Origin of the sequence: Natrononativus amylolyticus (genome assembly GCF_024362525.1) — an archaeon.
Lineage (GTDB): Archaea > Halobacteriota > Halobacteria > Halobacteriales > Natrialbaceae > Natrononativus > Natrononativus amylolyticus.
Window position 1 is genome coordinate 861,621 of sequence record NZ_CP101458.1, and the last position, 26,819, is coordinate 888,439.

Genomic DNA, 26,819 nt, shown 5'->3' on the forward strand with positions numbered 1-26,819 from the left:
AGTATCGTTTTATCCTCCGGACAGTGTAGTTGCGCCCAGTGTGAAAGGACAGGAGTGGTACCAGGCCGACGACGTCGCCGAGGAGTACGACGAAAAGCGGTTCTCTCGAGGCGGGCAGCTGATCGACCGGCGGGAGAAGGCGGCGGTGCTCGACGCGATCATGCCCCTCGAGGACAAGAAGGTACTCGAAATCGCCTGCGGTACCGGGCGGTTTACGGTGATGCTCGCAGCGCGCGGTGCGAACGTCGTCGGACTCGACATTTCGGCCGCAATGTTACAGCAGGGGCGGACGAAGGCGCGGGCCGCGGGGGTTTCGGAGAACCTCGAGTTCCTCCGGGGTGACGCCGGACGACTTCCGTTCCCCGACGATCACTTCGATACCGTCGTCGCGATGCGGTTTTTCCACCTCGCGGACGACCCCGAGGCGTTCCTGAGCGAGATGCGACGCGTCTCGAAGCACCAGATCGTCTTCGACACGTTCAACCGGTTCTCGGCGCGGAGCGTCTACAACTGGGCGCTGCCGATGGGCTCGCGGCTCTACTCCAAGAGCGAGGTGAGCGTGCTGCTGGCGAAGACCGATCTGACGCTCACCGACGTCGAGGATGATTTCATCGTTCCCTACGGCGCGTACCGATCGATTCCGAACGTGCTCGCGTCGCCGATCCGGACGCTCGACCGTGCGGTCGGGAAGTTCCCGGCCTCGGACCACCTCGCGTCGGTCTCCTACTGGAACGCTCGCGTTCGGTAAACCTGGAGTACCACCTGAAACGGGTTACACACTGCCCGCACGCGACGCCCGAAACCGACGCGGTGCGGACGGCTTCGGGCGAGCCTGCGCGAGCGGGCGCCTCGAACCCCGCCTCTTTTTACCGTTGGGCTGATCTACCACCGCGTATGAAGCTCTCGGTAGTCGTCTCGACGCTGAACGGCCGAGAGCCCCTGCTGGCGTGTCTCGACGCCCTGCGCGAGCGAACGCCCGCTCGGACGGAGGTCGTCGTCGTCAACGGCCCCTCCTCCGACGGGACGACCGGCGCGGTCCGCGACCGGGACGACGTCGACGTGCTCGTCGAGATCTCCGAACGCAACCCGAACGTCTCGAGAAACGCCGGCATCGCGAACGCCACGGGTGACGTGATCGCGTTCCTGCGCGACGAGTACGCGATCAGGGCCGCCTGGTACGAGGCGATCGAGACGGCGGCCGAAGCCGGTGCCGACGTCGTCACCGGCCCCGTCTCCGGCGAACCCGCCCACGAGTCGGACCCGAAGACGTCACGGAGCGTCGGCGGCCGAACGGTAGCGTCGTTCGACGGCGACAACGTCGCCCTCTCGCGGGCGGCACTCGAGGCGCTCGACGGCTTCGACGAGTACCTCGTCGTCGGCGGCGCCCGCGACTGTGCCCACCGGCTCGGCGCCCTCGAGTTCGACGTCACTTGGAGCGCGGAGATGGCCGTCAGACGCGACGTCGGGACCGACGGCGGGCGGGCGACCCCGGACTGGGGTGACCGTTACCGCTCGCTCGCCTACCGGCTGGCGAAGAACTACGGGCCGCGGCCGACGGCGGTCGCCCGAACCGCCGGAAGCGCCCTGCGAGACGGTCTCGGAAGCACGCGCGCGGTCGTCACCGGGGAGGCGACGCCGACCGGCTGGTTCGGTAACGGAACGGCGGTCCTCACGAACGCTCTCGGCGGGTTTCGGGACGGGCTCCGGGCGCGGTACCGGGACCGCACGGAGCGGCGCAACCCGAACGGCGTCTCGGCGCGGCGCGACCGTGCCGTGAGAGTGTACGACCGACGGTAGTATCCCGTCGAACGGGGCCGGTGAGCAGCCGGTCGCGAATTGGTGGCCGTCACCGACGGTATCCATCCGGTCATGGTCCGTTCACCGTCCCTCCGGATGGGCCGTTTGCGAGCGTGTCTGTCCCCCTTCCGGACACCGCCTGATGAGTGAAGTATGACCAGATGTCTATCAGGCGTCGGGGCCGAGCGCGCCGATCACCCGACACGCGTTTTTCGAGAACGCTCGCCAGAGCTTGTCCTCCGAGACGTCGAGCGTGAGCACCTCCATCACCGCCACGTCGGGGTGACACGCCGGCGCGCCGCTGCCGAAGAAGACCCGATCGGGGTGCTCGAGCAGCGCCCGTTCGAGCACCCCCCGGTACCGGACGAAGCTCGTATCGAGGTAACAGTCGTACTCGTCGAGCAGGTCGACCATCTCGTTCATCAGCGACCGGTCGAGGGGGAAGCCGCCGAAGTGGGCGACGACGACGGGAAACGAGCGACCGAGCAGCGTCTCGGCGAGGCGGGCCGGCGGGGCGTCGACGCCGCCGCGAACGAGCAGCGGCAGGTCGACGTCCTCGAGGCGCTCGAGGACGGCCTCCTCGGGCAGGCCGTCGACGGTCGGATCGAGCACGAACCCCTGGAAGCGGTCGTCGTAGCCGTATCGCTCGACGTCGCGCGGCGTCGTGTGGTGGGCGTCCCGCCGTCGGACGGCGTCCCGGAACCGGCTCCGCGGCCCCACTCGCGACGACCGGAAGCCGTTGATGCGCGCGAACGGGACGAACGGGCGGTCGACGCTCAGGCGAGCGACCCCGTTGTTCGCCGCGACGTAACTGGTCTCCGGCGTCGCCTCCGGGAAGACGACGGCCTTGACGACGCCGGCCTGGTGCATCTCGCGCTCGAGCCTGTCGGGCGAGACGGCCCGTCCACGGGTGCGCCCCTGTTCGTCCGGTGAGAGGCTGGCGTGGACGTCGACGACGCGAAACCCGTGTTCCAGCTCGAGCATTCGGTCGGGAGTTGTGACCCATTCCATATTGTGCTACCGGCCGCAGCGCCGTTCGTTCGCCGCTCGTGTGCAGGTCGTTCACACGGGAATCGCCAGAGGGGAGCGAGGTGCTGACGAAACATTTATATAGAAGTGCTGACGATACCTTAGTGAGGATTCAACAATGGCACAACAGCGACGCATGGGCGGACAGCCCATGTTCATCCTGAGCGAGGACAGCCAGCGAACCCAGGGGCGGGACGCCCAGTCGTCGAACATCATGGCCGGCAAGGCCGTCGCTGAGGCCGTACGGACGACACTCGGCCCGCGCGGCATGGACAAGATGCTCGTCGACTCGAGCGGGGACGTCGTCATCACGAACGACGGCGCGACCATCCTCAACAAGATGGACATCGAACACCCCGCCGCTCAGATGATCGTCGAAGTCGCCGAAACCCAGGAGGATGAGGTCGGCGACGGGACGACGACCGCTGCGGTACTCGCCGGCAACCTCCTCGGCGAGGCCGAGGACCTCTTAGAGCAGGACGTCCACGCGACGACCATCGTCGAGGGCTACCACGAGGCCGCCCGCATCGCCCTCGAGGCGATCGACGAGCAGGTCCTCGAGGCCGACGTCAACGACGAGGTGCTCAAGCAGGTCGCCGAGTCGAGCATGACCGGCAAGGGAACCGGTGGCCTCACCGCGGACCAGCTCGCCGAGACCGTCGTCGAGGCGATCCAGCACGTCGCCAGCGACGACGGCGTCGAGCGGGACAACGTCACGGTCCACACGCAGGTCGGCGCCTCCTCCTCGGCGACCGAACTCATCCCCGGCATCGTCATCGACGAGGAGCCCGCCCACGACGAGATGCCGTCGGAGGTCGAGGACGCCTCGATCGCGATCCTCGACGTCGAACTCGGCGTCCGCACCGGCGAGATCGATGCGGAATACTCGATCGACTCGATCGACCAGCTCAACGCCGCCCTCGACGCCGAGGAGAGCGAACTCCGCGGCTACGCTGAGACGCTCGCCGACAGCGGGGTCGACGTCGTGTTCACCACCGACGACATCGACGACCGCGTCGCCTCGTTCCTCGCCAACGAGGGCGTCCTCGCCTTCGAGGACCTCGGGAACAAGGACGCCCGCAAGATCGCCTCCGCGACCGGCGCCCGCCGCGTCGGCGCGCTCGCCGACCTCGAGGAGGACGACTTCGGCCACGCCGACCGCATCCGCACCGAGACGTTCGGCGACGACGACCTCGCGTTCGTCGAGGGTGGCGCGGCAGCCGAGTCCGTCACCGTCTTCGTCCGCGGCGGCACCGAACACGTCGTCAGCGAACTCGAGCGCACCATCGGCGACGCCTTGGACGTCGTGGCGACCGCCCTCGAGTCGGGCGAGGTCGTCCCCGGCGCGGGCGCGAGCGAGATCGCCATCGCCGACAAGATCCGCTCGGAGGCCGCGGCGATCCAGGGCCGCAAGCAGCTCGCCGTGACGGCGTTCGCCGACGCCCTCGACATCGTCCCGCGCACGCTCGCCGCCAACACCGGCCAGGACCCGATCGACTCGCTGGTCGACCTCCGGGCCGCCCACGAGGCCGAGGGCCGCGCCGGCCTGATCACCGACGGCGAGACCGTCACGATCGACGACCCCGTCGAGTTCGGCGTCGTCGACCCCGCGGACGTCAAGCGCGAGGCCGTCGAGAGCGCGACCGAGGCCGCGACGATGATCGTCCGCATCGACGACGTCATCGCCGCCGAGTAACGCCGCAACGCTCCCGTTTTTTCTCGAGACAGCGCCGCGAACAGTCTCACTCAGGCAACAGTGTTAATAGTTACCAATACCCGTATCAAGACATGTCCGGACGGCTCCCGAGGGATCGGCTACAGAGGGTCGGCGACGCCGCGGGCCGATCGCTCTACTACGACGACGAGCGGGGGACCTACCACCTCTGGTTCGACGAGCGGACGTACGAGCCGGTGAGCACGGCCGTCCTGTTCGGCGTCTCGAGGGCGGTCGACACGCCACCCGAAGAGCTCGAGGAACTCTCATCGCGGATCGATCCGGACGCGCTGAACGAGCTGTTCTGTACCTGGCGAAACCGCGAGCGCGCCGGTTCGGGATCGGTCGCCTTCCGGTTCGCCGGCTGTTCGGTGACGGTGTACGCCGACGGCGAGGTCGTCATCGAGCCACAGTAGCCGCTCAGATCGACTCGAGGACGGCGCGGTCGCCGGCGTCCAGCCCGAACGCGCGGTCACCGCGACCGCGGTTGACGTCGAGTTCGACGTAGCCGTGGCTGCCGACGGTGGCAAGCCGCTCGCCGGGGTCGACCGCCGCGAACGTCTCGACGGCCGGCACCCGCTCGCCGTTTGCGAGCACGGCGATTCTGCCCTCGAGGAACGCCCCGGGAACGTTCGTGATCGCGTTGCCGAAGTCGTCGACGACCAGCACCTCTCCCTCGGCGCGGCCGCCCTCGACCGCCGCCTCGGGGAGCGTCAGATCGACGGGGTCCGAGAGCGCCGAGAGACCCGCGAGGCTCTCGAGGGCGCCGACGCCCGCGTCGTGGACCGTCGCCGCCATCGGCGCGAAGACGTCCCGGCCGTGGAACGTCGAACTCGCGGCGCCGGTATCGTCGATCGCGTACCATTCGAGACGACGGGCCGCGTCGCCGGCAGTCGCTCCGTCGGCCAGCCGACGCGCGACCGGCGCGAGCACCCCGTTGTCCGGACCGACGAGGAGGTGATCGCCGGCTCGAGCGACGAGCGCCCGCCTGCCGGTGCCGACGCCGGGGTCGACGACGACGAGGTGGGTCGCCGGCGGAAAGTAGGGCAGCACCTCGCGGAGCCAGAACGCGGCCGCGCGGACGTCCTGGCGGGGGAAGTCGTGGGCGACGTCGACCAGCCGGGCGTCGCTGCGCGCGGCGATCACCCCTTTCATCGCGGCCGGGTACGGCGTCCCGAAATCCGAAGAGAGCGTGATCATGTGGCGAGGTACGGCGGCAGGAGAGAAAACGGATCGGCTTTCGGCGCATCCCTGGTGGCTCGCAGCCGTCTCGAGTCCGCGCGCTACGTCCCGTTGGCGTCGGAGTCGCTCACCATCTGGATGCGCTCGATGCCGTTTATCTCCTCGACGACCTCGACGACGGCCGCCGGCACCAGCGCCTCCCAGTCGCGGTCCTCGATCATCCGCTCGCGTACCTCGGCTCCCTCGAGCACCTCGCGGTTGAACATCGGCGACTGGCGGATCTCGACGCCCGCTTCGCGAAAGAGCTGGATCACGAGCGGGTTGTTCGAGTAGGCGACGTCGAAGTCCGGGCTCATGCTCTGGACGTGGCTCACCCACACCGAGTTGCGCTCTAAGTCCTCGATCGGGACGGCGTAGGTGACGAGGTCGTAGTCGACGAGCGACTTCGTGATCATCATGATGCGCTCGCCGGCGGTGAACGGGTTTCGCGTCGAGTGCGAGTCGCCGGCGCTCCCGATACCCAACACGAGTTCGTCGACGTCCTCGGCGATCCGTTCGACCATGTTGTGGTGGCCGTTGTGGTAGGGCTGGAAGCGCCCGATGTAGAACCCCCGCGTCATGGCAGAACGCTCGCGCCTCGGACTCTTAAGACTGGCGAGGTGTCCCGGCGCTCAGAAGCGCCGAATTCGGACGTCTCGAGACTCGACGGCGGCGACGAGCGTACCACGAAGGGAGAAAGTATATCAGTCGCAATCCCTTCGGTTCCGGTACTGAACAGAGTTCTATGAGTAACGATACGAACGTTGACGACGCCCCCGAAGACGCCGTCCGGGACGACCCCACCGAGGAGTCCGGGCGGCGTTCGGAGGAGACCCGGTCGCCGCCCGAGGAGCCCGGCGACGGGGCCGACGTCGACGACCAGTTCGAGGAGGCAGCCGTCGAAACCGACGAGCCACTCGAGGAGGCAGACGACCGTGGTGACGACCCGTTCGAGGGAGACGGACTCGAGTCGGAAACCGACGAGTCCGCCGAACGGGACGAAGAGGACGACGTCGAAACCGTCGAGGATCTCGGCAGCACCGTCGAGGTCGATCCCGAGGTGGAGATCGACGAATCGATCGCCGAGGACGATCTGCTGGGGGGACTCAAGATCGACTCGACGGGCGACATCGAGGTTCCGGATCGCCTCGTCGACCAGGTCATCGGTCAGGACGAGGCTCGAGACATCATCATCAAGGCGGCCAAGCAACGGCGCCACGTGATGATGATCGGCTCGCCGGGGACCGGGAAGTCGATGCTGGCGAAGGCGATGAGCCAGCTGCTCCCGAAGGAGGACCTCCAGGACGTTCTCGTCTACCACAACCCCGACGACGGCAACGAGCCGAAGGTCCGCACCGTCCCCGCGGGCAAGGGCGAACAGATCATCGACGCCCACAAGGAGGAGGCCCGAAAGCGCAACCAGATGCGCTCGATCCTGATGTGGATCATCATCGCGATCATTATCGGGTACGCCATCCTCACGACCAACATCCTGCTCGGCATCCTCGCTGCGGGTATCGTCTGGCTGATCTTCCGCTACACCTCCCGCGGCACGGACGCGATGGTGCCCAACATGATCGTCAACAACGGCGAGCAGCGCACCGCGCCGTTCGAGGACGCCACGGGCGCCCACGCCGGGGCACTGCTCGGCGACGTCCGCCACGACCCGTTCCAGTCCGGCGGCATGGAGACGCCGTCTCACGACCGCGTCGAGCCGGGCTCGATCCACAAGTCGAACAAGGGCGTGCTGTTCGTCGACGAGATCAACACGCTCGACGTCCGCACCCAGCAGAAGCTGATGACCGCGATCCAGGAGGGCGAGTTCGCCATCACCGGCCAGTCCGAGCGCTCCTCGGGCGCGATGGTCCAGACCGAGCCCGTCCCCTGTGACTTCATCATGATCGCGGCGGGGAACCTGGACGCGATGGAGAACATGCACCCCGCGCTGCGCTCGCGGATCAAGGGCTACGGCTACGAGGTGTACATGGACGACACCATCGACGACACCCCCGAGATGCGCCGCAAGTACGCCCGGTTCATCGCACAGGAGGTCGAACGCGACGGGCGACTCCCCCACTTCACCCGCGAGGCCGTCGAGGAGGTCATCCTCGAGGCCAAACGCCGTGCGGGCCGCAAGGAGCACCTGACGCTTCACTTCCGAAACCTCGGCGGACTCGTCCGCGTGGCCGGCGACATCGCCCGCGCCGAGGACGCCGAGTTCACCACTCGCGACCACGTCCTGCAGGCGAAAGACCGCTCGCGCTCGATCGAACAGCAACTCGCCGACGACTACATCGAGCGCCGCAAGGACTACGAGCTGCAGGTCACCCAGGACGGCGTCGAGGGCCGGGTCAACGGACTCGCCGTCATGGGCGAAGACTCGGGGATCATGCTGCCCGTGATGGCCGAGATCGCGCCCGCGCAGGGTCAGGGTCAGGTCATCGCCACGGGACAGCTCAAAGAGATGGCCGAGGAGTCCGTCCAGAACGTCTCGGCGATCATCAAGAAGTTCTCGGACGTCAACCTCTCCGAGAAGGACGTCCACATCCAGTTCGTTCAGGCCGGCCAGCAGGGCGTCGACGGCGACTCCGCCTCGATCACGGTGGCGACCGCCGTCATCTCCGCACTGGAGGACATCCCGGTCGACCAGTCGGTCGCCATGACCGGCTCGCTCTCCGTGCGAGGGGACGTGCTCCCGGTCGGCGGCGTCACCCACAAGATCGAGGCCGCCGCGAAAGCCGGCTGCACGAAGGTCATCATCCCCAAGACGAACGAACAGGACGTGATGATCGAAGACGAGTACAAGGAGATGATCGAGATCATCCCCTGTGACAACATCAGCGAGGTGCTCGAGGTCGCCCTCATCGGCGAACCCGAGAAGGACTCGCTGCTCGACCGCTTAAAGCAGATCACCGGCTCGGCGTTCGAGGGACAGGGTCAGGTTGGCACCGGCGGCTCGAACCCGAGCCCGCAGTAGCCACCGATGACCCAGTGGGCGGCGTTCGCCGGCTTTTCGGGCGTCGTCCTCGTGCTCTTACTCGCACTCTCTCACCTCACCCAGTCGACGCTCGACGGCGCTGACGACCGGCAAGCGGCGGCCGCGGCCGACCGGGAGACGGTAGACGACGCGCCCACCAGCGGCGGCGCACCACCCGAACCGCCCGAAGACGCCGCCGCGACGGTCGGTGACGCCTCGAGCGAGACCGCCGCGGAGAACGGGCGAGCGGTCGTCGATCCCGACGGCCCCGCTCTCACCGGCACCGGCTCCGAGGATCCCGAGCCAACCAGCACGGAACTCGCCGGCGACGGCGTCTCTCTCGAGACTCGACCGGCCGGCGCGGCGACCGACGACACCCGCCTCGAGACGGACCTCTCGACGGGGATGTTGCTGGCGAACGTCGCGCTCTCGCAGGGGGTGTTCGCGGTCCTGCTGGTGGCGGCGGCGGTGTACACCGCAGTGCCGGCGGCGGCGCTCGGCGTCGAGTTCTCGGCGTCGTACCTCTGGACCGGCCTCGCCGTCGGTACCGCCGCCGGCCTGGGGCTGTACGCGCTCAACGAACTCGGCTCGGCGAGCGCGACGCGGCTGGGGTTCGACCACGACGAGGAACTCCGCGAACTGCTCGCGCCCGACTCGAGGGGCGGCTGGCTCGTCCTGTTGTTCGTCGTGTTGCCACTGATCGCGTTCTTCGAGGAGTTCCTGTTTCGCGCCGCGCTGATCGGCGCGCTCTCGGTCGGCTTCGATCTCTCGCCGTGGCTGCTCGCGGTGCTCTCCTCGGTCGCGTTCGCGCTGGGACACGGCGTCCAGGGGCCGGTCGGCGTCGCCGTCACCGGCGCGCTCGGCTTCGTGCTCGCGGCGCTGTTCATCTACACCGGGAGCCTGCTCGTCGTGGTCGTCGCCCACTACCTGATCAACGCCCTCGAGTTCGCCGTCCACGAGGGGCTCGGAATCGAGTGGGGCGAAACCACCGGAAGCTAAGAGCGGAGCCCCCCTCCGGTCGAGACATGGCAGGCCTCAACGAGATTCCGGAGACGGTGTACCGGGGAATTGTGGCAGGAATCCTTCTCTACTTCGTTCTGTTGATCTTCGGGTACGTGACGGGAACCCCGCTCGCCGTTATCGCGGCCCACCTGCTGTTCGGCTTCCTGGCGATCGCCATCGGTGCCGCCCTGTACCAGCAAGCCCGCGGGACCGTGGCGCCGATCGGCGCGGCGGGGCTCTCGCTGATCTCGGGCGGGATCGCGCAACTGCTCTGGCTGGTTACCGGCATTCCGCTCCTCGAGACGGTCTCGACGCTCGCGGTGTTCGCCGGCATCGCGCTCTACGTCTACGCGGTCTGGATCGACAACTAACTACAGCTCCTCGAGCGACCGCAGCTTCTGTTCGACCGCCGGCGGGGCCGCGCTCGGTCCGTCGCGGACGCGGTGGTCGGGGATCAGGATCGGCGCCGGGTTCTCCGCGAGCGCCGTCCGAACCAGGGTGAGGTCCTCGTCGCTCTCCGGGTCGAGCCCGGCCATCCGCGCGAGCGTCCTGACGTCGATGTCGTCGCCGTAGGGGATCGCCCGCACCTGCTCGAGCACCCGCCGCTGGTCGGTCGGAACCGTCAGGGCGACCTGGACGTCGTCGAACTCGACTTCGATGACGCCCTCGAGGTACTCGAACAGCCGCTCGAGAACCGGATGGTCGTCCTCCGCGTCCGGATCGGCGGCATTCGGAAACGAGACGCTCAACACTCGGCCGCTGGCGACGCCGACCTGGACGACCGACTCGAGATACGACGACTCCCGCGCGTAGATCCCCGCGTCCGTTACGTCCTCCATGCGGCGTTGCAAGCGCGGCGCGGACTTGAATATTCGCCGGATCGGTCCCCGCGCCGCAAGGTTTTTGTACAGATGAGTACGTCGTTGTACAACAATGGTATCTGAACTGGAGGTCGATCCCGCGGTCCGGGCCATCCTCGAGGCCGCACGGGAGCGCACCGGCGGGGACCGCATCTCGGTCGACGCGCGGCCGATCGCGGACGCGTTCGCCGACACCGCGGCCGACGGCCGCGTGCCGGTGATCGCCGAGGTGAAGCCGACGAGTCCGACGACCGACGGCACCCGCCGGGGCGACCCAGTCGACCTCGCGCGGGCGATGGTCGACGGCGGCGCGAGCGCGATCTCGGTGCTCACAGAGCCGACGCACTTCGGCGGCACGCCGGAGGCGCTGGCGCGAATCCGCGACGCCGTCGACGTGCCGGTGCTCCGCAAGGACTTCGTCCTGCGAGAGGACCACCTCGACGTCGTCGAAGCCGACCTGGTGTTGCTCATCGTGCGATTTCTCGAGGAGGACGACGCCGAGGACCTCGAGACGCTACTCGCGGCCGCCCGCGAGCGCGGCTTCCAGGCGCTCGTCGAGGTTCACGACGCAACCGAACTCGAGGCCGCCCTCGAGGCCGGCGCCGAGATCGTCGGCGTGAACAACCGGGACCTGGGCAGCCTCGAGGTGGACCTGGCGACCTTCGAGCGCGTCGCGCCGCTCGTTCCGGAGGACGTCACCCTAATCGCCGAAAGCGGCGTCTCGACCCCCGAGGACGTCGCCCGGATGCGCGAGGCGGGCGCGGACGCCCTGCTCGTCGGCAGCGCGATCATGGGACACGAGCGCGGCGACAGCGCGGCGACGCCGGCAGCGGTTCGCGAGAACACGCGGAGACTGGTACACGATGAGTAAATCGAGTTTCGGACGGTACGGCGGACAGTTCGTTCCCGAGGCGCTGATGCCCGCCCTCGAGGAGTTAGAAGACGCCTACGAACGCTACGTTCTCGGCAACGAGGACGGCTTCGTGGACGAGTTTCGCGAGCGCCTGCGCGAGTTCGGCGGGCGACCGACGCCGCTCCAGCGCGCGGATCGGCTGAGCGAGCGCTACGGTCGGGAAGTCTACCTCAAGCGCGAGGACCTGGTTCACGGCGGCGCCCACAAGCTAAACAACGCGCTCGGCCAGGTGCTGCTCGCGAAGTACATGGGCAAAGAGCGGATCGTCGCCGAAACGGGCGCGGGCCAACACGGTACGGCGACCGCGATGGCGGCGGCTCACCTCGAGATGCCCTGTGAGATCTACATGGGTCGCACCGACGTCAACCGCCAGCGGCCGAACGTCTACCGGATGCGGATGCTGGGCGCCGAGGTGACCCCCGTCGAGACGGGGCGGGGCACCCTGAAGGAGGCGATCAACGAGACGATGCGCGACTGGGCGGGGAGCGTGGAGACGACCCACTACGTGATCGGGAGCGTCGTCGGCCCGCACCCGTTTCCGGAGATGGTCCGGGAGTTCCAGTCCGTGATCGGCGAGGAGGCCCGCGAGCAGGTGCTGGAGCGGGCGGGGCGACTCCCCGACAGCGTCGTCGCCTGCGCCGGCGGCGGCTCGAACACGATGGGAGCGTTTCACGCGTTCGTTCCCGATTCCGACGTCGGGCTGTACGCCGTCGAAGCCGGCGGCTCGAGTCTCGAGATCGACGCCGAAGCGGGCGTCGCGCCCAACTCCGCGACCCTCTCGACGGGGAGCGACGGCGTCCTCCACGGCGCGATGACGAAGCTCCTCCAGAGCGAGGACGGCCAGATAATGGAGTCACACAGCGTGAGCGCCGGCCTCGACTACGCCGGCGTCGGCCCGGAGCTCTCGAATCTGGTCGACACCGGCCGCGTCACGCCGGACAGCGTCGACGACGACGCGGCACTCGAGGCCTTCCACCGGCTCTCCCGGCTCGAGGGGATCATTCCGGCCCTCGAGTCCTCCCACGCCCTCGCCTACCTGGAGCGCGCGGCGGGGACCGCCGCGGAACGAGCGAGCGGCGACGAGCCGCGAGCAGAAGCTCACGAAGAACTCGGCGAGCTCGTCGTCGTGAACGTCTCCGGGCGGGGCGATAAAGACCTGGAAACGGTGCTCGAGGAGACCGAAAAGCGGGATCTCGAGGCCGCGCCGGACGTGGAGGTGTTCGAACAGTGACCCGCGAGGATCGACGACCGGAGGAGAGAGAGCCTCGAGATGACGAGCGGGGAGTAACACGACCCGCGAGTGACATCGAGCGCGCTATCCGCGAGAACCACCCCGCGCTCATCGCCTACGTCACCGCGGGTGATCCCTCCCTCGAGGCGACGAAGGAGTACGTCGAGGCCCTGGACCGCGGTGGGGCGGATCTGATCGAACTCGGGCTCCCGTTCTCGGAGCCGATCGCCGAGGGGCCGACGATCCAGGCGGCGATCAACCGCGCGCTCGAGGCCGGCACCACGCCTGCGGGCTTTTTCGACCTCGTGGACTCGCTCTCCGTCGAAGCACCGCTGCTGGTGATGACGTACTACAACATGATTCTGCAGCACGGTTCCGAACCGGGGGCTGACGTCCGCCCGTTCGTCGAGCGCGCCGCCGACGCCGGCCTGTCGGGGATAATCGTCCCCGACCTGCCCGCGGAGGAGGCCGAGCCGCTCCGGGCGGCCTGCGACGACCACGGTCTCGATCTCGTGTTCATCGTCGCGCCGACGACCGCGGGCGAGCGCCTCGAGCGGATCATGGATCGGGCGTCGGGGTTCGCCTACGTCCAGGCCCGGCTCGGAACCACGGGCGCTCGCGGCGACGTCTCGAGGGCGACCCACGACAGCCTCGCGAGACTCGAGGCGTACGACGACGCGGGCGTCCCGAAAGCCGTCGGCTTCGGCGTCAGCGAGGGCGACCACGCCGCCGAGATCGTCGCGGCGGGCGCCGACGGCGTCATCGTCGGCAGCGCCCTGGTGGACATCATCGCGACGAGCGAGACGCCCGCGGCGGATCTCGAGGCGAAGGCCCGCGAACTCAAGGCGGGCGCGCGCCGGGGGGCAGATGTACCGGAACCGGAACAGCCTTAATCGGAAGTTTGCTACACGTTCACACGATGGAGACAGGAATCGACGCGCGACTCGAGCGGATCGGAACGGACGGGCGGTACCTCGTCGTTCCGATGGACCACGGAATCACCCTCGGGGCCGTCACCGGCCTCAAAGACATCGAATCGACGATCGACGGCGTGACACGCGGCGGCGCCGACGCCGTGTTGACCCAGAAGGGGATCGCCCCGCGGGTCCACCCGAACAAGAACGGCGCGGGCTACGTCGTCCACGTCAACGCCTCGACGGCGATCGGCCCCGACGAGAACGACAAACGGATGACCGCCACCGTCGAGGAGGCGATCCGCGTCGGCGCCGACGCCGTCTCGCTGCACATCAACGTCGGCTCGAGACACGAGCCCGACCAGCTCGAGGACCTGGCGGCGCTCACCGCCGACGCCGGCCGCTTCGGCATCCCGGTTCTCGCGATGGCGTACGCCCGCGGCCCGGAGGTCGACAGCACCGATCCGGAGGCGCTCGGCCACGCCGTCCGCCTCGCCGAGGAGGCCGGTGCCGACGTCGTCAAGACGGGGTACAGCGGGGACGCCGAGAGCTTCGAGCACGTCGTCGAGTCGACGCGTCTGCCCGTCGTCATCGCCGGCGGCTCGAAGGGGACGGATAGAGAGACCCTCGAGATGGTCCGCGGCGTGATGGACGCTGGCGGGGCGGGCGTCTCGATGGGACGGTCGATCTTCCAGCACGAGGACCCGGAGGCGATCACGCGCGGGGTCTCGGGGATCGTTCACGACGACCTCGCCGTCGAGGAGGCGCTGCGGGAGGCGGGGCTGGCGCTCGAGGCCTGAGCGGAAGCGACGATCAGGCCGCGCCGGGCGACGGCTGCGGGTGTGTCGTGACGACCGCCTCGCAGTCGGGACAGGAGAGGACGGCGCGCTCGGCCTCCCTGCGGACGGACCAGTCGCCGTCAATGTCGCTGGCGTGCCCGCAGCGGGGACAGAAGAACACGCGCTTTCGGACGTCGGGGTCGGGAACGGAGGAGGGGTGAGTCATGGCGTCGGCGCTAGTCGCCGAGCGGGTAAAAAGCCTGTTCGCGGCGATCGATCGGGATGTTTTTCGACCTGACGGACACGCGTTCCGACCGGTTTCTCGGGCCGAAGCGCAAGAGCTTCGGTTTCGGTGATCGTTCTGCCGGCCGTGACCGACGAGTCGCTGACGGTCGACGACGAGATCGTCGCCCGCGCGCGCATTCACGCCCGAGATGTCGCCATCGACGTCGACTGGGAGTGCCTCGAGTGGGCCGTCTCGGCCCGGGCGAAGCGGCGGGCGGGCGCCTGCCGGTGGGACGGCGAGGTGGCGACGATCGTGCTCTCGCGGCGGGCCTACGAGGCCTACGACTGGGCGCAGTTCGCCGCGGTCGTTCGCCACGAACTCGTCCACGCCTGGGAGTTCCAGCGCCACGGGAAGTCGGGCCACGGCGAGCGGTTTCGGCGGGAGGCGCGACGGCTCGAGGCGCCGCGCCACTGCGAGGCGTTCACCGACCCCCGGTACCTGTTGCGGTGTCTCGGAGGGGAGTGTACCTGGGAGAGCCGTCGCCATCAGGCGTCGAAACCCGTTCGCACGCCAGAGAACTACCGCTGTGGGTCGTGCGGAGGCGACTACGAGGTCGAGCACGTCTCGAGCGGGCGGAGCTGGAAAACGGCGGCCGGCTACGGCGGGGCGAAGGCGGCGCTTGGCGAGGAGTGGTGAGGAGGACGCAGCGAGGGGTCACGAAAGGGCAAGTGACTTACATACCGCAGGTGAACGCCGAGACATGAAGGCCGTCGTGCTGGCTGGCGGATACGCGACCCGGATGTGGCCGATCACCAAACACCGGCCCAAGATGTTCCTCCCCGTCGGCGAGTCGACCGTGATCGACCGGATCTTCGCGGAACTCGAGGCCGACGACCGGATCGACGAGGTGTTCGTTTCGACCAACGAGCGCTTCGCCGCGAGCTTCGAGAGCCACCTCGCGGAGAGCGAGTTCGACAAGCCAACCCTCTCCGTCGAGGACACGAGCGAGGAGGAGGACAAGTTCGGCGTCGTCGGCGCGCTCGCCCAGCTGGTCGACCGGGAGGGCGTCGACGACGACCTGCTCGTGATCGCCGGCGACAACCTGATCAGCTTCGCGGTGTCGGACTTCCTCGACTACTTCGAGTCGAAAGGAGCGCCGACGCTCGCGGCCTACGACGTCGGCTCCCGCGAGAAGGCCAAATCGTACGGGCTGGTCGAACTCGAGGGCGACCGGGTGGTCGACTTCCAGGAGAAACCAGACGACCCCAAGAGCACGCTCGTCTCGATCGCCTGCTACGCCTTCCCCCGTGACTCGCTCTCGCTGCTCTCGACGTACCTCGCCGAGGACAACAACCCCGACGAGCCCGGCTGGTTCGTCCAGTGGCTCCAGAACAGAGAGCCCACCTACGCCTACACGTTCGAGGGCGCCTGGTTCGACATCGGCACCCCGGAGAGCTACCTCGAGGCCGTCTCCTGGCACCTCGAGGGCGAGTCGCTCGTCGACGAGACGGCGACCCTCGAGAACGTCACGATCGGCGAGAACGTCCACGTCATGAGCGGGGTGACCCTCGAGAACAGCAACCTCGACCACGCGGTTATCTTTCCGGAGGCCACGGTCAGGAACGCGGACATCCGGCGGTCGATCATCGACGAGGGAACCCACCTCGAGAAGATGGACCTCGCGGGGGCGCTGATCGGTGCCCACACGACGATCACGAACGAACCGTCACAGTAGGGCCTCTACCGTCTCCTTCATCGAGGCGCTGGCTATCGATGAGTGTCTCAGCGCCGTCGATCCCCGCGAACGGAGAGCGGTCGGAACCCGCCAGTGGTCAGTGTCGGTAACGGCACCTCGTGAAACGGGGCGTATCGAATCGACCGGTCGTCTCGAGGGGCAACTCGCGTCGAGTTCGGGGAGCGGATAGTACCAGAGTGATTAATATACCAGTTCGCGTGGAGGACCTCCATGGTCCCACCGATCCCACGACTTCCGGTCGGGCCGCGGGATATCGGAGTGTTCGTGGCGATCGCGCTCGCGCTCGGATGGATCGCCGGCAACCCCTCTGCCACCTACGAAATCGTATTCGACCAACCGCCACCGACCGCCGTCGCGTTGACGCTGTTCGCGATATTTGCGCTCTCGCCGCTTATCGCGGTCGCAGTACTCGTTCGCCGCCTTCGAGTCGGGGACGGGCTCCGGGCCTTCCTTCGCGAGCGCTTTCGCTGGCGCACCGACGTCCGGTGGTACGTGGTCGCGACCGGGTTGTTTCCCGCGCTCGCCGCAGTCACCTATCTCGTCGTTAGCACCGTCGTCGAGCCCGTTCCCGTCGATCCGTATATCGCCGGCTTGATCCTCCTCGAGGTGGTCACGCTCGGAATTTTCTTCAATCTCGTCGAGAACTACGGCTGGCGCGGATTCCTCCAGGAGGCGCTTCAATCGCGCGTTTCGGCCGTGGCGGCGGCGATCGTCGTCGGCGTAGTCTGGGGACTGTGGCACGCGGCGCTGTTCCTGCCCGGCGGCCAGTTCGAGGCCATCCCGGTGTCGAGCTACGCGCTCGTGATCGTCGGCCAGTCCGTCGTCATCGGGTGGCTGTACAACTCGACCCGGGGGAGCGTTCTTCTCGCCGCGATCATGCACACGTCCTTCAACGCCTCGTTCGGCGTTCTCATCACGTCGCTGATTCTGGCGGACGCATCGGTCGACGCACTGTACGCTGTGACCGCCGTCGCGGTCTGGTCCACCGTCGCGGTGATCGCGTATCGGACCGATCCGTCCACGCTTCAGCGGCGAGTCGCCGGCTCGTCGGGCTGAGCCCCCGTCATCGACCGCGACCGCCCGTGGTACCGGTCGAGGGGCGATATCCTCGAGCCGTCGGTAACCGATACAGATACTACCGCCGTCCTCCTCGAGAGGTTATGAGTACGACGAGTTATCGGCCGTATTCGAGCCGGGCTCGAGCAGCGGCGGTCTCCGGATACGCGGCCGCCGCATGGGCGCTTCTGTTCGGCGCCGCGCACGTCTACTGGGCGGTCGGCGGGACTCTCGGCCTCCAGGGCAACGCCATGACGGGAGTGTTGCTCGCGATCAACCTGATCGCGATCCCGCTCTGTTTTCTCGCCGCGATCGTCGCGCTCGCGCTCGTACGCTCCTGGGGTGTCGTCGTGCCGCGCCGGCTCTGGCACGCCGCGGCTTGGGGTGCAGGAGGGGTGCTCGCGCTGCGGGGTGTCGTCGGCCTCGCACAGACCGTGCTGTCACAGGAACCCACGCCGCTTCTCCTCGCGGCCTACGATTCTTGGTTCCTGCTCGGCGGAGCGCTGTTCTTCGCGCTCGCCGCGTCGAGCCGTCGGACCGAACGCACGCCGGCGGATTTTCGGTAGCCGAGTAACCGCGGGCGGGTGAGAACCCGCCCATCCCGTGGAGCACCCGCGAATCGCGATTCGGAACGCGGCGCGAGCGCGCCGCTCAATCAGGATTATGGGGGCCCCGCTCGAGGAGGGTGTAATGACGTACACGCACTACGGGGAGATCGGGGACGTCTGGAAACACCTCCCGCTCGCCGAAATCCTGGCGATGGAACCCCCAGCGGCGTACTGGGAATCGCACGCCGCCTCCGGGCTGTACGAACTCGCGCCGGAGCCGAACCAGGTGTACGGAGCCGTCCGCTACCTCGAGCGGGCGACCGCGTCCGACGTCCTGCGTCGCTCGCCCTACACGGAGCTCCTCGAGTCGTACCGAAACGACGAGGGAGTCCTCGACCGCTATCCGGGGTCGCCCGTCATCGCGATGTCCCTTCTCGAGGGGACTCGAGCGTCGTCGGATCGGCCGACGTTTCTGTTCTGCGATACCGAAGCGGCCGCCGTTCGATCGGTCCGGGAGCACGCACACGCCCTCGGGGTTCGGGAGTCCGACGTCACGACGGTCCACGGCGACGGCATTTCGACCCTCTTCGACGCCCTGTCGACGGCCTCCTCGGCGGAGATCGCGGGAACGTTCGCTCACGTCGACCCGTACACGCCGATGGCCGCCGGAGAACGCGGCCGGACCGGGTGGGACCTCTTCCGGCGGCTGCTCGAGAAGGGCGTTCGAGCGATGCTGTGGTACGGATATCAGACGGAAGACGAGGAAGCGCAGTGGAGAGCCTTCCTCGAGGATCGGCTGGATTCGACGGGGTTCGACGGCGAGCGGTACGGGCTGTGGACGGGCGAGATTGTCGTCGACGCGTTCGCCGACCCGGAGACCAGCGCCACGCACCCGGGCGTCTTCGGGAGCGGCGTGCTCTGCGGGAATCTCGCGGATCGAACGATCGACCGGTGTCGGGCGGTCGGCGAGGGGCTCGTCTCGTGCTACGCCGACGCGGTGCTTCCGGACGGCAACGACGGGTCGCTGTCGTTCGTCGAACCCTGCCCCTGATCGCGGCGGACGTTCACGACCCCGGAAACCGATCTGGTCGCGATTTCTCCACCTCAGTACTGCGAACGCTCGATCCGCTCCGGCGCCTCGAACGTCGTCGCTAGCTCGAGCAACTGGACTAGAATCCGTCCCGTTGCCCCCCAGACGGTGTAGCCGTCGACGTGGAAGTAGTGGATGACGATCTCGCCGTAGTAGGGGTGGTCCCGGCGGTCGTACTCGTAGTTCTCGGGGTCGAGAAACGCCGCGACCGGAAGGACGGCGATCTCGGCGACCTCGTGCTCGTCCGGTTCGTACTCCCGGTCGGGGATCCGGGCGACGAACGGCGTCACCGCGTACTCCGTCACCGTCCGGATGTCGTCGAGCTGGCCGACGATCTCGGCTTCGTCGGCCTCGAGGCCGATCTCCTCGTAGGCCTCGCGGAGGGCGGTGTCGAGGATCGTCTCGTCCTGGCGTTCGGCGCCGCCGCCGGGGAAGCTCATCTGGCCGGGGTGTTCGCCGAGGTGGTCGGCCCGCTTGGTGACGAGCAGGTGGTCCTCGCCGTCGCGGTCGATCACCGGCGCGACGACCGCCGCGTCGTGTTCCTCGTCGTCGATCTCGCGGGGCTCGTGGGCCGCGACGGGTTCGAGGTTCATGCGCGTCATTCGGCTCCCGACCCCGCCTCGTCGAGCCTGGCTCGTTCGGCCGCGAGGTCGATCGGCGCCCACGCCTCGAGGTCGTAGCTGACGTCGATCAACGCCGCGATCCGGTCGTCGTCGCCCGCCTCGACCGCCTCGTCGACGGCTCGAGAGAAGCGGGCGCCAGCGCTGTCGCCGAGCGCGTCCCGGTCGAGGCGCCGCCGGTCGACGTCGAGGATGTGCGGGACGTCCTCGGCGTGCTCGGGCGTCGTCGGAAACGCCGTCGGGCCGGCGACCAGCAGGGGCTCGTCGACGGCCGGGTCGGACGGAACGTGTCGAACGAGCGCAAACGAGTCGAGGGCGTCCTCGATCGCCTCGTCAGCCGCGTCGGCGTCTACCGACCCCCCGTCGGCCCGAAAGGCGGCCTCCGAGAGGGCGGTCTCGAGTTCCGCGCGGGTGAGCCCGCCGAAGAGGTCGACGACCCCGGCGAGTTCGTCGGCGGTCGCGTTCATGGCCAGAGAGACGGCTGCCGGTGGGATTAGTCTTTGCGCTCCGGCGGCCGCGTTACGTCGAGCGCTCGAGCGAGAGGTCGGCCGTCTCGACGCCCGCGGCCGTCGCCCGGTCGTTCGCGTCGAGTAACTGCTCGAGTTTCGCCTCGAACTCCGCCTCCGTGAGCTCGCCGGCGGCGTAGCGGTTCTGGAGGGTCGTGACGGGGTCGACCTCGGCGCGGTCCTCGGCGGGCGATCCGACCCGCTGGGTGAGATACCAGACGAGAAAGACGCTGACGACCAGCAACGCGGTGATCGCGACGGCGTACAGCGGGCCAGCAAAGAGCAGCGCGGCGATGATCACGACGTCCGCGAGGACGAACTTGACGACGAAGATCTCCGTCAGATCGTAGCCGTCATCGGAGCCAGCCATACCGGGGCGTAGGCGCGCGAGGCGAATAACTGTAGGGGGACCGAGAGTTACGCCTCGAGCCACGGCGTCGCCGCGGCGACGACCGCCTCGGGGTCGAACGGCGCCTCGAGCCACGCCGGGAGCCGCGTATCCTCTCCCGGTGGAGAGATCGCACCGGCGTACCGGCCGATCTGCTCGCGCTCGCCCGCGGCGTCGTACGCGAGGCCGTTGAACGCCGCGTCGGCGGCGAACCGGTCGACGAACCGGTCCCCGGTCGCGCGGTAGCGCCGCCGCAGGCCGTCGTAGTCGGGTTCGACGCCCCGCGACTCGAGGACTCGAAACAGCGCCGCGGCAACCTCCCGGCTCATCCCCTCGAGGCCGGTTTCGCCGTCGACCGCCCGGTGGTCGTGCTCGTGGCGGCCGAGGTCGACCTGGGCGGTGCCCGCGAAGCCGGCGTGTTCGAAGGCGTCGCCGAGGGTGGCGACCTCGAGACCCCACGCCCGCGGCGGGCGCAACCGACGAGCGAGGTCGGCGGTGAGGGCGAACTCGCCGGCCAGCGCGTAGCGAAACGCCCCGAGGTAGTCGACGACCGGCTCGCCGTGGGCGTCGGCGAGCGCCTCGAGGAGCGGCTCGTAGAGGAGCCGACAGAGCCGGCCGTAGAGCCGGCCGTCCTCGACGCGGGCGTAGTACCCCTTCGAGAAGTCGAAGCCCATCGTCAGCGGGGCGAGCAGCCGCGAGACGTGTCCCGCCTCGTAGCTGCGGGCGTCGGCGTCGTGAACGACGACGTGCTCGAAGTCGGCGGCCGCCGGCCCGAGCGCGAGCCAGACGTCACGGCCCTTCCCGAACCCGTTGGCGAGGCCGGCCTCCGCCAGTACGGAGCTGACGCCGGGACCGGTACACCAGAGGACGCGCAGCGAGAGATCGAACGACTCGAGCCACTCCCGGAACGGGCCGATGCGCTCCGCGCTCGCTCGGACGGGGACGAAAACGGCACCCGGATCGACGACCTCGAGTTCCGCGAGCGTCGCCTCGGCGGCGGGGCTGGCGTGCTCGCGGGCGGTCATCGGCACGACGACGGCCGTCTCCTCGAGGACGGCCGGCCGGACCGGAAAGCCCGCTCCCGTCTCCCCCAGGTCGTGGAGCGTCGTGATCCGCTCCTGTACGTACTCCATCGGTGGGTAGTTCGAGCGCACGGTAAAAACGCCCACGACTCCGGCAGCCCCGCCTCGAGTGCGTTCCTGTCCGTCTGCGAACACCCGCTCCGGCGAGCACCGGTCTTTTTCTCCCCCTCCTTCGTAGTGGCCGAACATGAAATCGGTCCGAAAGGCACTCCGCGACGGCGAACTCGACAAAGACACCTACGAGCGGGTCACTTGCGCCGACTGTGGCAAGCCGCTGAAAACCAAGAACGATCCCGAGACGATCACCACGATCCGGACCTGTCCCGACTGCGGCGCCGAGTGGAAGGAGCTGCGGTAGGCGGCGGCTGCGGCGAGTCTGGCGCGGTCGCTACTCGAAGACCGCGTCGAACGCCTGGGCACCGAGCGGATCGAATCGTCCCGCCGCGACGTTCTCCTCGACGTGAGCGCGCCCGCGCATCCCCACCAACGACGACGTTACGCCGGGGGCCGAGCGGGCGAAGTTGAGCGCCCGCTGGACCGTCGAGTCGCCCTCGAGACGCGCCGCGACCGCCTCCGGCAGTTCCTCGGCGAGGTCGCCCTGGGCGATGCTCGCGCTCGTGAAGACGTTCAGCCCGGCGTCGGCGGCGAACCAGAGCGCGCTCGTCGCCCCGTCGGCGCCCTCGTGGGCCGCGACGGTGAACGCGTCGGCCATCACGACGTTGAACGGGAGCTGGATCGCCCGGAAGTGCGTGCCGCCGGTCCCCGCCTCCCGGGAGGCCGCCCTGGCGCGCTCGACCACCTCGGGCAGCGAGAGGTACGAGGGGTGGTCTGCGGGCACCCGAAACGCCTCCCAGGTGGCGACCCCGTAGTGGCCGATGTCGCCCGCCGCCGCCCGCTCCTCGAGTCGCGTGAACGTCGCCTCGAGCTGGTCGTACACCCGCTCGTGGGGGTACTCGCGGAGCTGCGTCTCGGGGTTGTGGACGTAGTAGAGGTCGATCTCGGTCCCGAGATTTTCGAGCGACCGGTCCAGCTGGTCCTCGACGTAGTCGGGCGCGATACAGTGGCTGCCGGCGACGAGGTCCTCGCGGGAAACGAGGCCGGCGTCGACGTACTCCTCTTTGACGAACTCCCCCGGATTATCTGGGCGCTCGCCGTCGAACGGGACGAACCCGCCCTTCGTCGCCACGAGGACGGCGTCGCGGTCGACGTCGCTTTCCTCGAGTGCGCGGCCGACGACCCGCTCGCTGCGCTGACAGCGGTAGTTGATCGCGGTGTCGAGGACGTTACAGCCCGACTCCAGGGCCGTCAGGATCGCCTCTTCGTACTCCTCGTCCACCGCGTCCGTCGGCTCGCCGAGGTAGGTGCCGAGGCCGATGCTCGAGACGAGGCCGTCGCCGTAGCGCCGGAAGTAGGTATTGCCGAACTCCTCGTGGTGGGCGTCGCGGTAGTCCCAGGTCGCGGGGCCGGTTGCCATGCTCGAGGGTTGGCGGGTCGGAAACAAAAGTCCGACTGCCGAACTCGGCGGTCGTCTCCCACCTCGAGGCGCCCAGGTGCGCAACAAAAACGCTCTCGACAGCCGCGTCAACCGGATGTAGACCGGTGGGCGGAAACGCGGCGTCGCAACGATCTGCCTCACCCGGTTTAGCGGGCGTTGATCAGATGATTTCTTTCAGGTCCCGCTGTACGTACTGAGCTATCGGCGGAGCCCGATGGATTTGCGGCATGGTTCCTGCCGACAGACCCGCGTGCGGAGCGAGGAACTGCTGAGTGATTAGTAGTGACGAAGTCAGATCGTCTACGACGCGTACTCGTGTGCGTTTGAGGAAGCTGAACGTTAGCTCGCTCTTTCCTTCGTTTCGCCGGATGGCTATCGCTCTATCAGGGTTTCAGAAGAACACGTCTGTGATAGATTACGACAGCGGGTTACTGAACGTTTCACCGATGGAGCCGCTGACACCCTGGCAGTAAGTGCAACTAATAGCTGGGCACGGATCCGCACAGGCATCCAACGAGAGCGGCTCGAGTCCCGAGAGGCACTGGGCCAGCAGCTCCTCGAGGGCGACGGCGATGCGTTCGCGCTCGAGGAACGCGAGTGTCGACCCGCCGGACAGGCCGTCAATGCGGCGCTGCAGGTCGACGCGCTCGGCGACCGTGCGACGGTCGTCGGCCACCTCGAGCACCCGATCTTTGAGCGACTCCCGTTCGAGACGCGGTCGATGGGAGAGCCCGCGCGGGTCCGCGTGCTGACGTTCGACGGCGGTGGGGTGCTGTTCCCCGAGCGGGCGGGCACCCAGACGGGGTGGGGTCTCGAGGAGCTTCGGGCTGCCGTCGACTGGGAGCGGCTCGCGAGCGCGGACGCGCTGTGCTGCGTCAACGCGGCCTCCTTTCCCCGCCTGTCCGGCGTGTTCGAGGCGCTCGGCTCGACGGAGCCGGCTCGCGGGCGGCCGCCGCTGGTGGCCGACCTCGGCACGATCGGGGCGATAGGCGAAGACGAACTCGCGGCCGTCCTCGAGGGGCTGGGGAGCGCCGACGCCGCCTTCGAGGTCGTCTTCAGTGGAAACCGCGCTGAGTGTACCGCCGCCATCGCCGCGACGGGCGGTCCCGCCGAACCGGACGTCGATCGCGCGGCGCTCGAGCGCCTGCGATCCTCGCTCGGGATCAGCGCCGCCGTGCTCCACGGCGCCGAGGAGGCCGCCCCGGCCACGCGAGACGGGACGACGACGGTGGCGATGCTCGAGGCGGGAGAAACCACGCGCACCACCGGCGCCGGCGACCGGTTCTCCGGCGGACTCGCCTGTGGGCGCGCTCGGGGCTGGTCGTGGGACACGGCGCTCGCGCTCGGCAACGCCTGTGCGGCCCGGTTCGTCGCCACGGCCAGAACCGGCGATCCGGAGACGCTACGGGCGTTCGTCGAGCGGCGCTAGCGCTCGCCGGCCAGTGCCGAAAAGACGCGGTCTTCGAACTCCGAGACGCTGATCCCGTCCGAGGGACCGATTCCGTTCATGTGTTCGACCGAAAGCTGGCCGCCGCCCATCCGGGCGTGGCCGCCGGCGTTCGCCATCGGAATGTCGCTGACGGCGTGTCGAAGCGTCTCGCCCATGTGAACCCGGTCGTCCCGAGAGCGCCCCGAGAGGTGGAGCGTTCCGTCGTACTTGCCGTAGACGACGACGGCGGTGACGCCCTCGAGTTGCATCAACTCGTCGGCCGCCTGGGGAATCGCGTCGACGTTGTTGATATCGCCGACGTCGCAGACCGCGAAGGGACCTTCGACCCGCTTTTCGGTGATCGCCCGCGCCTTCGTCCGGAGGACGTCGTCGCTCACCTGCGGGTTGGCGATCCGGTCGAGCAGGTCCTCGTCGATGCCCGGGAACAGGTAGCGACAGGCGTCGAACTCGGCCGTCGAGCAGCCCTTCGTGAGGTGGTTCGTATCGGAGAGGATGCCGTAGATGAGCCCCGTCGCGAGTTCGGGAGAGATCGCGAGCGACGTACTGTCATCGGCCGGGTCGACGGTGGCGCCGATCTCCTCGAGGTACTCGGCGACGATCGTCGACGCCGCGCCGTAGTCGGTTCTGACGTCGGTAAACGCCGTTCCGCTTCCGTTTCCGGGGTGGTGGTCGACGACGACCAGCGGCTCGATCATCTGCGCGCCGGTGAACCCCCGTGCGGTGTTGTGGTCGACGAGGACGACCGCGTCCGAGGCCAGATCGGACGCCGACTCGACGTGCTCGAACTCGAGGCCGAGCACCGTTCGGAACGCGCGGTTTTCCTGGTGGCGGATCTCGCCGGGGTACTGGAGGGTCGCGTCGGTTCCCGCGGCGCGGGCGATCTCGGCGACCCCCATCGCACACGCCATCGCGTCCGGGTCGGGGTTCGGGTGCATCAACACCGTGACCGCCTCCTGTTTCGCGAGCAGGTTTCGCAGCCTGGCGCCCGGCGGTCGGCGAAGCCAGCGTACGAGCCACCACCCCCCGACGACGACGGCCGCCAGGCTCACCACGGTCAGCGAGAGAACGAGCGGATCCGTCCCCCGAACGGCGTCGAGCCCTCCCTCGACCGCAGCCACCTCGTCGAGGCGACCACCGGTCAGTCGCACGCCCCGGACTCCCATACCCCCACACTCAAATCCAATACCCATGAAGGTTCCCCCCAGAGAAGACTTCGACGGGGGGAACTGGCCTCGAGGCGGCAGCCATCCGCCCCGGTTCAGCGGGTCCGCTCCTCGCAGAACGCGTCGATCGCCGCGCGGTACCCCTCGCGGTAGGTGGGGTAGGCGAACTCGTAGCCCAATTCGCGGAGCTTCGCGTTCGAACAGCGCTTGCTCGTCAGAATCCGGCGCCGCGCCGGTTCCGAGAGATCGGCCGCCGCGAGGCGGTCGGCTTTCGTCCGCTTCGGTGGCTCGTCGACACCACACTCGGCGGCGAGCCAGTCGGCGAACGCCCACTTCGAGGCCGGTTCGTCGTCGACGACCTGAACGACCTCGCCGCGGGCGAGTCCCTCCTCGAGCAGGAACCGAACCGCGCCGGCGGCGTCGTCGCGGTGCACCATGTTCAGGTACCCCTCCGTGACGGGGCCCTCGAGGTAGCGCTCGAGGCGGTACCGGTCGGGGCCGTACAGCCCGGCGTAGCGGGCGACTGTGCCGGGGAAGCCGTACTCGGGCGGGCGCTCCGTGGCGATCCGCTCGGCCTCGGCCAGGACCGCGGTCTTCTCCGTCGTGGGCTCGATCGGCGTCTCCTCGTCGACCCAGTCGCCGCCGTGGTCGCCGTGGACGCCCGTCGAGGAGGTGTAGAGCAGTCGGTCCGGCGGCGACTCCCGCGAGCCGAAGGCGTCGATCGCCGTCTCGAGACCGTCGACGTACACCTCGCGGGCCGCGTCGGCGCCGCGGCCGCCGCTGCTCGCGGCGAAGACGATCGCGTCGGCGTCCGGCACCGCCCGAAGCGCCGCCGCGTCGGTGACGTCGGCCCGGACGCCGTCGAACCCGCGCTCTTCGATCGCCGCGACACCGTCGGCCGACCGCCGGACGCCGACGGCCTCGTGGCCGGCGTCGGCGAGCTGGCGGCCGAGTTCGAGGCCGACGTAGCCACAGCCGAGAATTACAACGCGCATACCCGCT

The 26,819-nt window shown here is 68.6% G+C and carries 31 protein-coding genes; 18 read left to right on the forward strand and 13 right to left on the reverse strand.

All coding sequences use genetic code 11. The annotated features are described in order from the left end of the window. The first annotated feature begins 40 nt into the window (after positions 1-40). Positions 41-748, forward strand: coding sequence for a methyltransferase domain-containing protein (locus tag NMQ11_RS04340; RefSeq protein ID WP_255170177.1), 708 nt, complete (start codon positions 41-43; stop codon positions 746-748). Between the two features lie 146 nt (positions 749-894). Next, positions 895-1,797: a glycosyltransferase family 2 protein gene (locus NMQ11_RS04345; protein WP_255170178.1), complete on the forward strand. Its 903-nt coding sequence runs from the start codon at positions 895-897 to the stop codon at positions 1,795-1,797. Between the two features lie 168 nt (positions 1,798-1,965). On the opposite strand, the gene NMQ11_RS04350 is transcribed toward NMQ11_RS04345, so the two are convergent. After that, positions 1,966-2,781, reverse strand: coding sequence for an amidohydrolase family protein (locus tag NMQ11_RS04350; protein ID WP_255170179.1), 816 nt, complete (start codon positions 2,779-2,781; stop codon positions 1,966-1,968). A gap of 196 nt (positions 2,782-2,977) precedes the next feature. Between NMQ11_RS04350 and thsA the strand changes: the two genes are divergently transcribed. Both thsA and NMQ11_RS04360 read left to right on the forward strand, forming a co-directional pair. After that, positions 2,978-4,522, forward strand: coding sequence for a thermosome subunit alpha (gene thsA / locus NMQ11_RS04355; RefSeq protein WP_255170859.1), 1,545 nt, complete (start codon positions 2,978-2,980; stop codon positions 4,520-4,522). A 92-nt stretch (positions 4,523-4,614) separates the two neighbouring features. After that, complete coding sequence (locus NMQ11_RS04360; RefSeq protein WP_255170180.1) at positions 4,615-4,956, forward strand: HalOD1 output domain-containing protein; 342 nt, start codon at positions 4,615-4,617, stop codon at positions 4,954-4,956. Between the two features lie 4 nt (positions 4,957-4,960). Here NMQ11_RS04360 and NMQ11_RS04365 read toward each other — a convergent pair whose 3' ends face one another. Together NMQ11_RS04365 and NMQ11_RS04370 are read right to left on the reverse strand one after the other, a co-directional pair. Continuing rightward, entirely contained in the window at positions 4,961-5,740 is a 780-nt protein-coding gene (locus NMQ11_RS04365) for an SAM hydrolase/SAM-dependent halogenase family protein (RefSeq protein ID WP_255170181.1), read from the reverse strand. Between the two features lie 83 nt (positions 5,741-5,823). Further along, positions 5,824-6,342, reverse strand: coding sequence for a nicotinamide-nucleotide adenylyltransferase (locus NMQ11_RS04370; RefSeq protein WP_255170183.1), 519 nt, complete (start codon positions 6,340-6,342; stop codon positions 5,824-5,826). Positions 6,343-6,506: 164 nt separating this feature from the next. Between NMQ11_RS04370 and lonB the strand changes: the two genes are divergently transcribed. From lonB to NMQ11_RS04385, 3 genes are read left to right on the forward strand one after another with little or no spacing between them, the layout of a single operon-like run. Then, positions 6,507-8,738, forward strand: a complete 2,232-nt coding sequence (lonB, locus tag NMQ11_RS04375; RefSeq protein ID WP_255170184.1) for an ATP-dependent protease LonB — start codon at positions 6,507-6,509, stop codon at positions 8,736-8,738. 6 nt (positions 8,739-8,744) lie between these two features. Then, positions 8,745-9,737: a CPBP family intramembrane glutamic endopeptidase gene (locus NMQ11_RS04380; RefSeq protein ID WP_255170185.1), complete on the forward strand. Its 993-nt coding sequence runs from the start codon at positions 8,745-8,747 to the stop codon at positions 9,735-9,737. 26 nt (positions 9,738-9,763) lie between these two features. Then, positions 9,764-10,111: a hypothetical protein gene (locus NMQ11_RS04385; RefSeq protein WP_255170186.1), complete on the forward strand. Its 348-nt coding sequence runs from the start codon at positions 9,764-9,766 to the stop codon at positions 10,109-10,111. Here the strand turns inward: NMQ11_RS04385 and NMQ11_RS04390 are convergent, their stop codons facing one another. Then, positions 10,112-10,579: an MGMT family protein gene (locus tag NMQ11_RS04390; protein WP_255170187.1), complete on the reverse strand. Its 468-nt coding sequence runs from the start codon at positions 10,577-10,579 to the stop codon at positions 10,112-10,114. 94 nt (positions 10,580-10,673) lie between these two features. Between NMQ11_RS04390 and trpC the strand changes: the two genes are divergently transcribed. Genes trpC through NMQ11_RS04410 form a run of 4 tightly spaced genes read left to right on the forward strand, consistent with a single transcriptional unit; the run spans position 10,674 to position 14,458 of the window. Then, complete coding sequence (gene trpC, locus NMQ11_RS04395) at positions 10,674-11,471, forward strand: indole-3-glycerol phosphate synthase (protein WP_255170188.1); 798 nt, start codon at positions 10,674-10,676, stop codon at positions 11,469-11,471. Further along, positions 11,464-12,744 (forward strand): tryptophan synthase subunit beta, encoded by a 1,281-nt coding sequence (gene trpB / locus NMQ11_RS04400; protein ID WP_255170189.1) that lies wholly within the window; start codon positions 11,464-11,466, stop codon positions 12,742-12,744. The genes trpC and trpB overlap by 8 nt, the downstream gene beginning before the upstream one ends. Next, positions 12,741-13,637: a tryptophan synthase subunit alpha gene (trpA, locus tag NMQ11_RS04405; protein WP_255170190.1), complete on the forward strand. Its 897-nt coding sequence runs from the start codon at positions 12,741-12,743 to the stop codon at positions 13,635-13,637. The genes trpB and trpA overlap by 4 nt, the downstream gene beginning before the upstream one ends. A 26-nt stretch (positions 13,638-13,663) precedes the next feature. After that, the gene (locus NMQ11_RS04410) at positions 13,664-14,458 is read left to right on the forward strand and encodes a 2-amino-3,7-dideoxy-D-threo-hept-6-ulosonate synthase (RefSeq protein WP_255170191.1); all 795 of its coding nucleotides are present in this window, start codon (positions 13,664-13,666) and stop codon (positions 14,456-14,458) included. A gap of 13 nt (positions 14,459-14,471) precedes the next feature. Here NMQ11_RS04410 and NMQ11_RS04415 read toward each other — a convergent pair whose 3' ends face one another. After that, entirely contained in the window at positions 14,472-14,663 is a 192-nt protein-coding gene (locus tag NMQ11_RS04415; protein ID WP_255170192.1) for a phage terminase large subunit family protein, read from the reverse strand. A gap of 144 nt (positions 14,664-14,807) precedes the next feature. Here NMQ11_RS04415 and NMQ11_RS04420 point away from each other — a divergent pair, with 144 nt between their 5' ends. From NMQ11_RS04420 to NMQ11_RS04440, 5 genes are all read left to right on the forward strand, one after another. Next, the gene (locus tag NMQ11_RS04420; RefSeq protein ID WP_255170860.1) at positions 14,808-15,359 is read left to right on the forward strand and encodes a SprT family zinc-dependent metalloprotease; all 552 of its coding nucleotides are present in this window, start codon (positions 14,808-14,810) and stop codon (positions 15,357-15,359) included. A gap of 64 nt (positions 15,360-15,423) precedes the next feature. After that, positions 15,424-16,398, forward strand: coding sequence for a nucleotidyltransferase family protein (locus tag NMQ11_RS04425; RefSeq protein ID WP_255170194.1), 975 nt, complete (start codon positions 15,424-15,426; stop codon positions 16,396-16,398). A 231-nt stretch (positions 16,399-16,629) separates the two neighbouring features. Beyond that, the gene (locus NMQ11_RS04430; RefSeq protein WP_255170195.1) at positions 16,630-17,475 is read left to right on the forward strand and encodes a CPBP family intramembrane glutamic endopeptidase; all 846 of its coding nucleotides are present in this window, start codon (positions 16,630-16,632) and stop codon (positions 17,473-17,475) included. 104 nt (positions 17,476-17,579) lie between these two features. Further along, complete coding sequence (locus NMQ11_RS04435) at positions 17,580-18,041, forward strand: DUF3995 domain-containing protein (RefSeq protein WP_255170196.1); 462 nt, start codon at positions 17,580-17,582, stop codon at positions 18,039-18,041. 124 nt (positions 18,042-18,165) lie between these two features. Next, positions 18,166-19,074: a 23S rRNA (adenine(2030)-N(6))-methyltransferase RlmJ gene (locus NMQ11_RS04440; RefSeq protein WP_255170197.1), complete on the forward strand. Its 909-nt coding sequence runs from the start codon at positions 18,166-18,168 to the stop codon at positions 19,072-19,074. Between the two features lie 53 nt (positions 19,075-19,127). Here NMQ11_RS04440 and NMQ11_RS04445 read toward each other — a convergent pair whose 3' ends face one another. From NMQ11_RS04445 to NMQ11_RS04460, 4 genes are read right to left on the reverse strand one after another with little or no spacing between them, the layout of a single operon-like run. After that, positions 19,128-19,715 (reverse strand): NUDIX hydrolase, encoded by a 588-nt coding sequence (locus NMQ11_RS04445; RefSeq protein ID WP_255170198.1) that lies wholly within the window; start codon positions 19,713-19,715, stop codon positions 19,128-19,130. After that, positions 19,712-20,200, reverse strand: coding sequence for a DUF7109 family protein (locus NMQ11_RS04450; RefSeq protein WP_255170199.1), 489 nt, complete (start codon positions 20,198-20,200; stop codon positions 19,712-19,714). The genes NMQ11_RS04445 and NMQ11_RS04450 overlap by 4 nt, the downstream gene beginning before the upstream one ends. Before the next feature lie 52 nt (positions 20,201-20,252). Then, entirely contained in the window at positions 20,253-20,609 is a 357-nt protein-coding gene (locus NMQ11_RS04455) for an SHOCT domain-containing protein (RefSeq protein ID WP_255170200.1), read from the reverse strand. 47 nt (positions 20,610-20,656) lie between these two features. Further along, positions 20,657-21,760 carry a glycosyltransferase family protein gene (locus tag NMQ11_RS04460; protein WP_255170201.1) on the reverse strand — a complete coding sequence of 368 codons (1,104 nt, stop codon included), beginning with the start codon at positions 21,758-21,760 and terminating at the stop codon, positions 20,657-20,659. A 136-nt stretch (positions 21,761-21,896) separates the two neighbouring features. Between NMQ11_RS04460 and NMQ11_RS04465 the strand changes: the two genes are divergently transcribed. Further along, positions 21,897-22,067, forward strand: a complete 171-nt coding sequence (locus tag NMQ11_RS04465) for an HVO_0758 family zinc finger protein (protein ID WP_255170202.1) — start codon at positions 21,897-21,899, stop codon at positions 22,065-22,067. 30 nt (positions 22,068-22,097) lie between these two features. Here NMQ11_RS04465 and NMQ11_RS04470 read toward each other — a convergent pair whose 3' ends face one another. Together NMQ11_RS04470 and NMQ11_RS04475 are read right to left on the reverse strand one after the other, a co-directional pair. Further along, entirely contained in the window at positions 22,098-23,183 is a 1,086-nt protein-coding gene (locus tag NMQ11_RS04470; protein ID WP_255170203.1) for an aldo/keto reductase, read from the reverse strand. A gap of 436 nt (positions 23,184-23,619) precedes the next feature. Continuing rightward, entirely contained in the window at positions 23,620-23,880 is a 261-nt protein-coding gene (locus NMQ11_RS04475) for a hypothetical protein (RefSeq protein WP_255170204.1), read from the reverse strand. Between NMQ11_RS04475 and NMQ11_RS04480 the strand changes: the two genes are divergently transcribed. Next, positions 23,836-24,633, forward strand: a complete 798-nt coding sequence (locus tag NMQ11_RS04480; protein ID WP_486651785.1) for a PfkB family carbohydrate kinase — start codon at positions 23,836-23,838, stop codon at positions 24,631-24,633. The genes NMQ11_RS04475 and NMQ11_RS04480 overlap by 45 nt on opposite strands. Here NMQ11_RS04480 and NMQ11_RS04485 read toward each other — a convergent pair. Further along, entirely contained in the window at positions 24,630-25,817 is a 1,188-nt protein-coding gene (locus NMQ11_RS04485; protein ID WP_255170206.1) for a DHH family phosphoesterase, read from the reverse strand. The two genes, NMQ11_RS04480 and NMQ11_RS04485, sit on opposite strands and share 4 nt — an antisense overlap. 95 nt (positions 25,818-25,912) lie before the next feature. Then, entirely contained in the window at positions 25,913-26,812 is a 900-nt protein-coding gene (locus NMQ11_RS04490) for an SDR family oxidoreductase (RefSeq protein ID WP_255170207.1), read from the reverse strand. Between the last annotated feature and the right edge of the window lie 7 nt (positions 26,813-26,819).

Excerpts from the sequence above, each read along its gene's own strand:
- NMQ11_RS04345 (WP_255170178.1), top strand. The coding sequence starts at position 895 with ATGAAGCTCTCGGTAGTCGTCTCGACGCTGAACGGCCGAGAGCCCCTG.
- NMQ11_RS04350 (WP_255170179.1), bottom strand. The coding sequence starts at position 2,781 with ATGCTCGAGCTGGAACACGGGTTTCGCGTCGTCGACGTCCACGCCAGC.
- thsA (WP_255170859.1), top strand. The coding sequence starts at position 2,978 with ATGTTCATCCTGAGCGAGGACAGCCAGCGAACCCAGGGGCGGGACGCC.
- NMQ11_RS04360 (WP_255170180.1), top strand. The coding sequence starts at position 4,615 with ATGTCCGGACGGCTCCCGAGGGATCGGCTACAGAGGGTCGGCGACGCC.
- NMQ11_RS04365 (WP_255170181.1), bottom strand. The coding sequence starts at position 5,740 with ATGATCACGCTCTCTTCGGATTTCGGGACGCCGTACCCGGCCGCGATG.
- NMQ11_RS04370 (WP_255170183.1), bottom strand. The coding sequence starts at position 6,342 with ATGACGCGGGGGTTCTACATCGGGCGCTTCCAGCCCTACCACAACGGC.
- lonB (WP_255170184.1), top strand. The coding sequence starts at position 6,507 with ATGAGTAACGATACGAACGTTGACGACGCCCCCGAAGACGCCGTCCGG.
- NMQ11_RS04380 (WP_255170185.1), top strand. The coding sequence starts at position 8,745 with ATGACCCAGTGGGCGGCGTTCGCCGGCTTTTCGGGCGTCGTCCTCGTG.
- NMQ11_RS04385 (WP_255170186.1), top strand. The coding sequence starts at position 9,764 with ATGGCAGGCCTCAACGAGATTCCGGAGACGGTGTACCGGGGAATTGTG.
- NMQ11_RS04390 (WP_255170187.1), bottom strand. The coding sequence starts at position 10,579 with ATGGAGGACGTAACGGACGCGGGGATCTACGCGCGGGAGTCGTCGTAT.
- trpC (WP_255170188.1), top strand. The coding sequence starts at position 10,674 with ATGGTATCTGAACTGGAGGTCGATCCCGCGGTCCGGGCCATCCTCGAG.
- trpB (WP_255170189.1), top strand. The coding sequence starts at position 11,464 with ATGAGTAAATCGAGTTTCGGACGGTACGGCGGACAGTTCGTTCCCGAG.
- NMQ11_RS04410 (WP_255170191.1), top strand. The coding sequence starts at position 13,664 with ATGGAGACAGGAATCGACGCGCGACTCGAGCGGATCGGAACGGACGGG.
- NMQ11_RS04415 (WP_255170192.1), bottom strand. The coding sequence starts at position 14,663 with ATGACTCACCCCTCCTCCGTTCCCGACCCCGACGTCCGAAAGCGCGTG.
- NMQ11_RS04425 (WP_255170194.1), top strand. The coding sequence starts at position 15,424 with ATGAAGGCCGTCGTGCTGGCTGGCGGATACGCGACCCGGATGTGGCCG.
- NMQ11_RS04430 (WP_255170195.1), top strand. The coding sequence starts at position 16,630 with ATGGTCCCACCGATCCCACGACTTCCGGTCGGGCCGCGGGATATCGGA.
- NMQ11_RS04435 (WP_255170196.1), top strand. The coding sequence starts at position 17,580 with ATGAGTACGACGAGTTATCGGCCGTATTCGAGCCGGGCTCGAGCAGCG.
- NMQ11_RS04440 (WP_255170197.1), top strand. The coding sequence starts at position 18,166 with ATGACGTACACGCACTACGGGGAGATCGGGGACGTCTGGAAACACCTC.
- NMQ11_RS04445 (WP_255170198.1), bottom strand. The coding sequence starts at position 19,715 with ATGACGCGCATGAACCTCGAACCCGTCGCGGCCCACGAGCCCCGCGAG.
- NMQ11_RS04450 (WP_255170199.1), bottom strand. The coding sequence starts at position 20,200 with ATGAACGCGACCGCCGACGAACTCGCCGGGGTCGTCGACCTCTTCGGC.
- NMQ11_RS04455 (WP_255170200.1), bottom strand. The coding sequence starts at position 20,609 with ATGGCTGGCTCCGATGACGGCTACGATCTGACGGAGATCTTCGTCGTC.
- NMQ11_RS04460 (WP_255170201.1), bottom strand. The coding sequence starts at position 21,760 with ATGGAGTACGTACAGGAGCGGATCACGACGCTCCACGACCTGGGGGAG.
- NMQ11_RS04465 (WP_255170202.1), top strand. The coding sequence starts at position 21,897 with ATGAAATCGGTCCGAAAGGCACTCCGCGACGGCGAACTCGACAAAGAC.
- NMQ11_RS04470 (WP_255170203.1), bottom strand. The coding sequence starts at position 23,183 with ATGGCAACCGGCCCCGCGACCTGGGACTACCGCGACGCCCACCACGAG.
- NMQ11_RS04485 (WP_255170206.1), bottom strand. The coding sequence starts at position 25,817 with ATGGGAGTCCGGGGCGTGCGACTGACCGGTGGTCGCCTCGACGAGGTG.
- NMQ11_RS04490 (WP_255170207.1), bottom strand. The coding sequence starts at position 26,812 with ATGCGCGTTGTAATTCTCGGCTGTGGCTACGTCGGCCTCGAACTCGGC.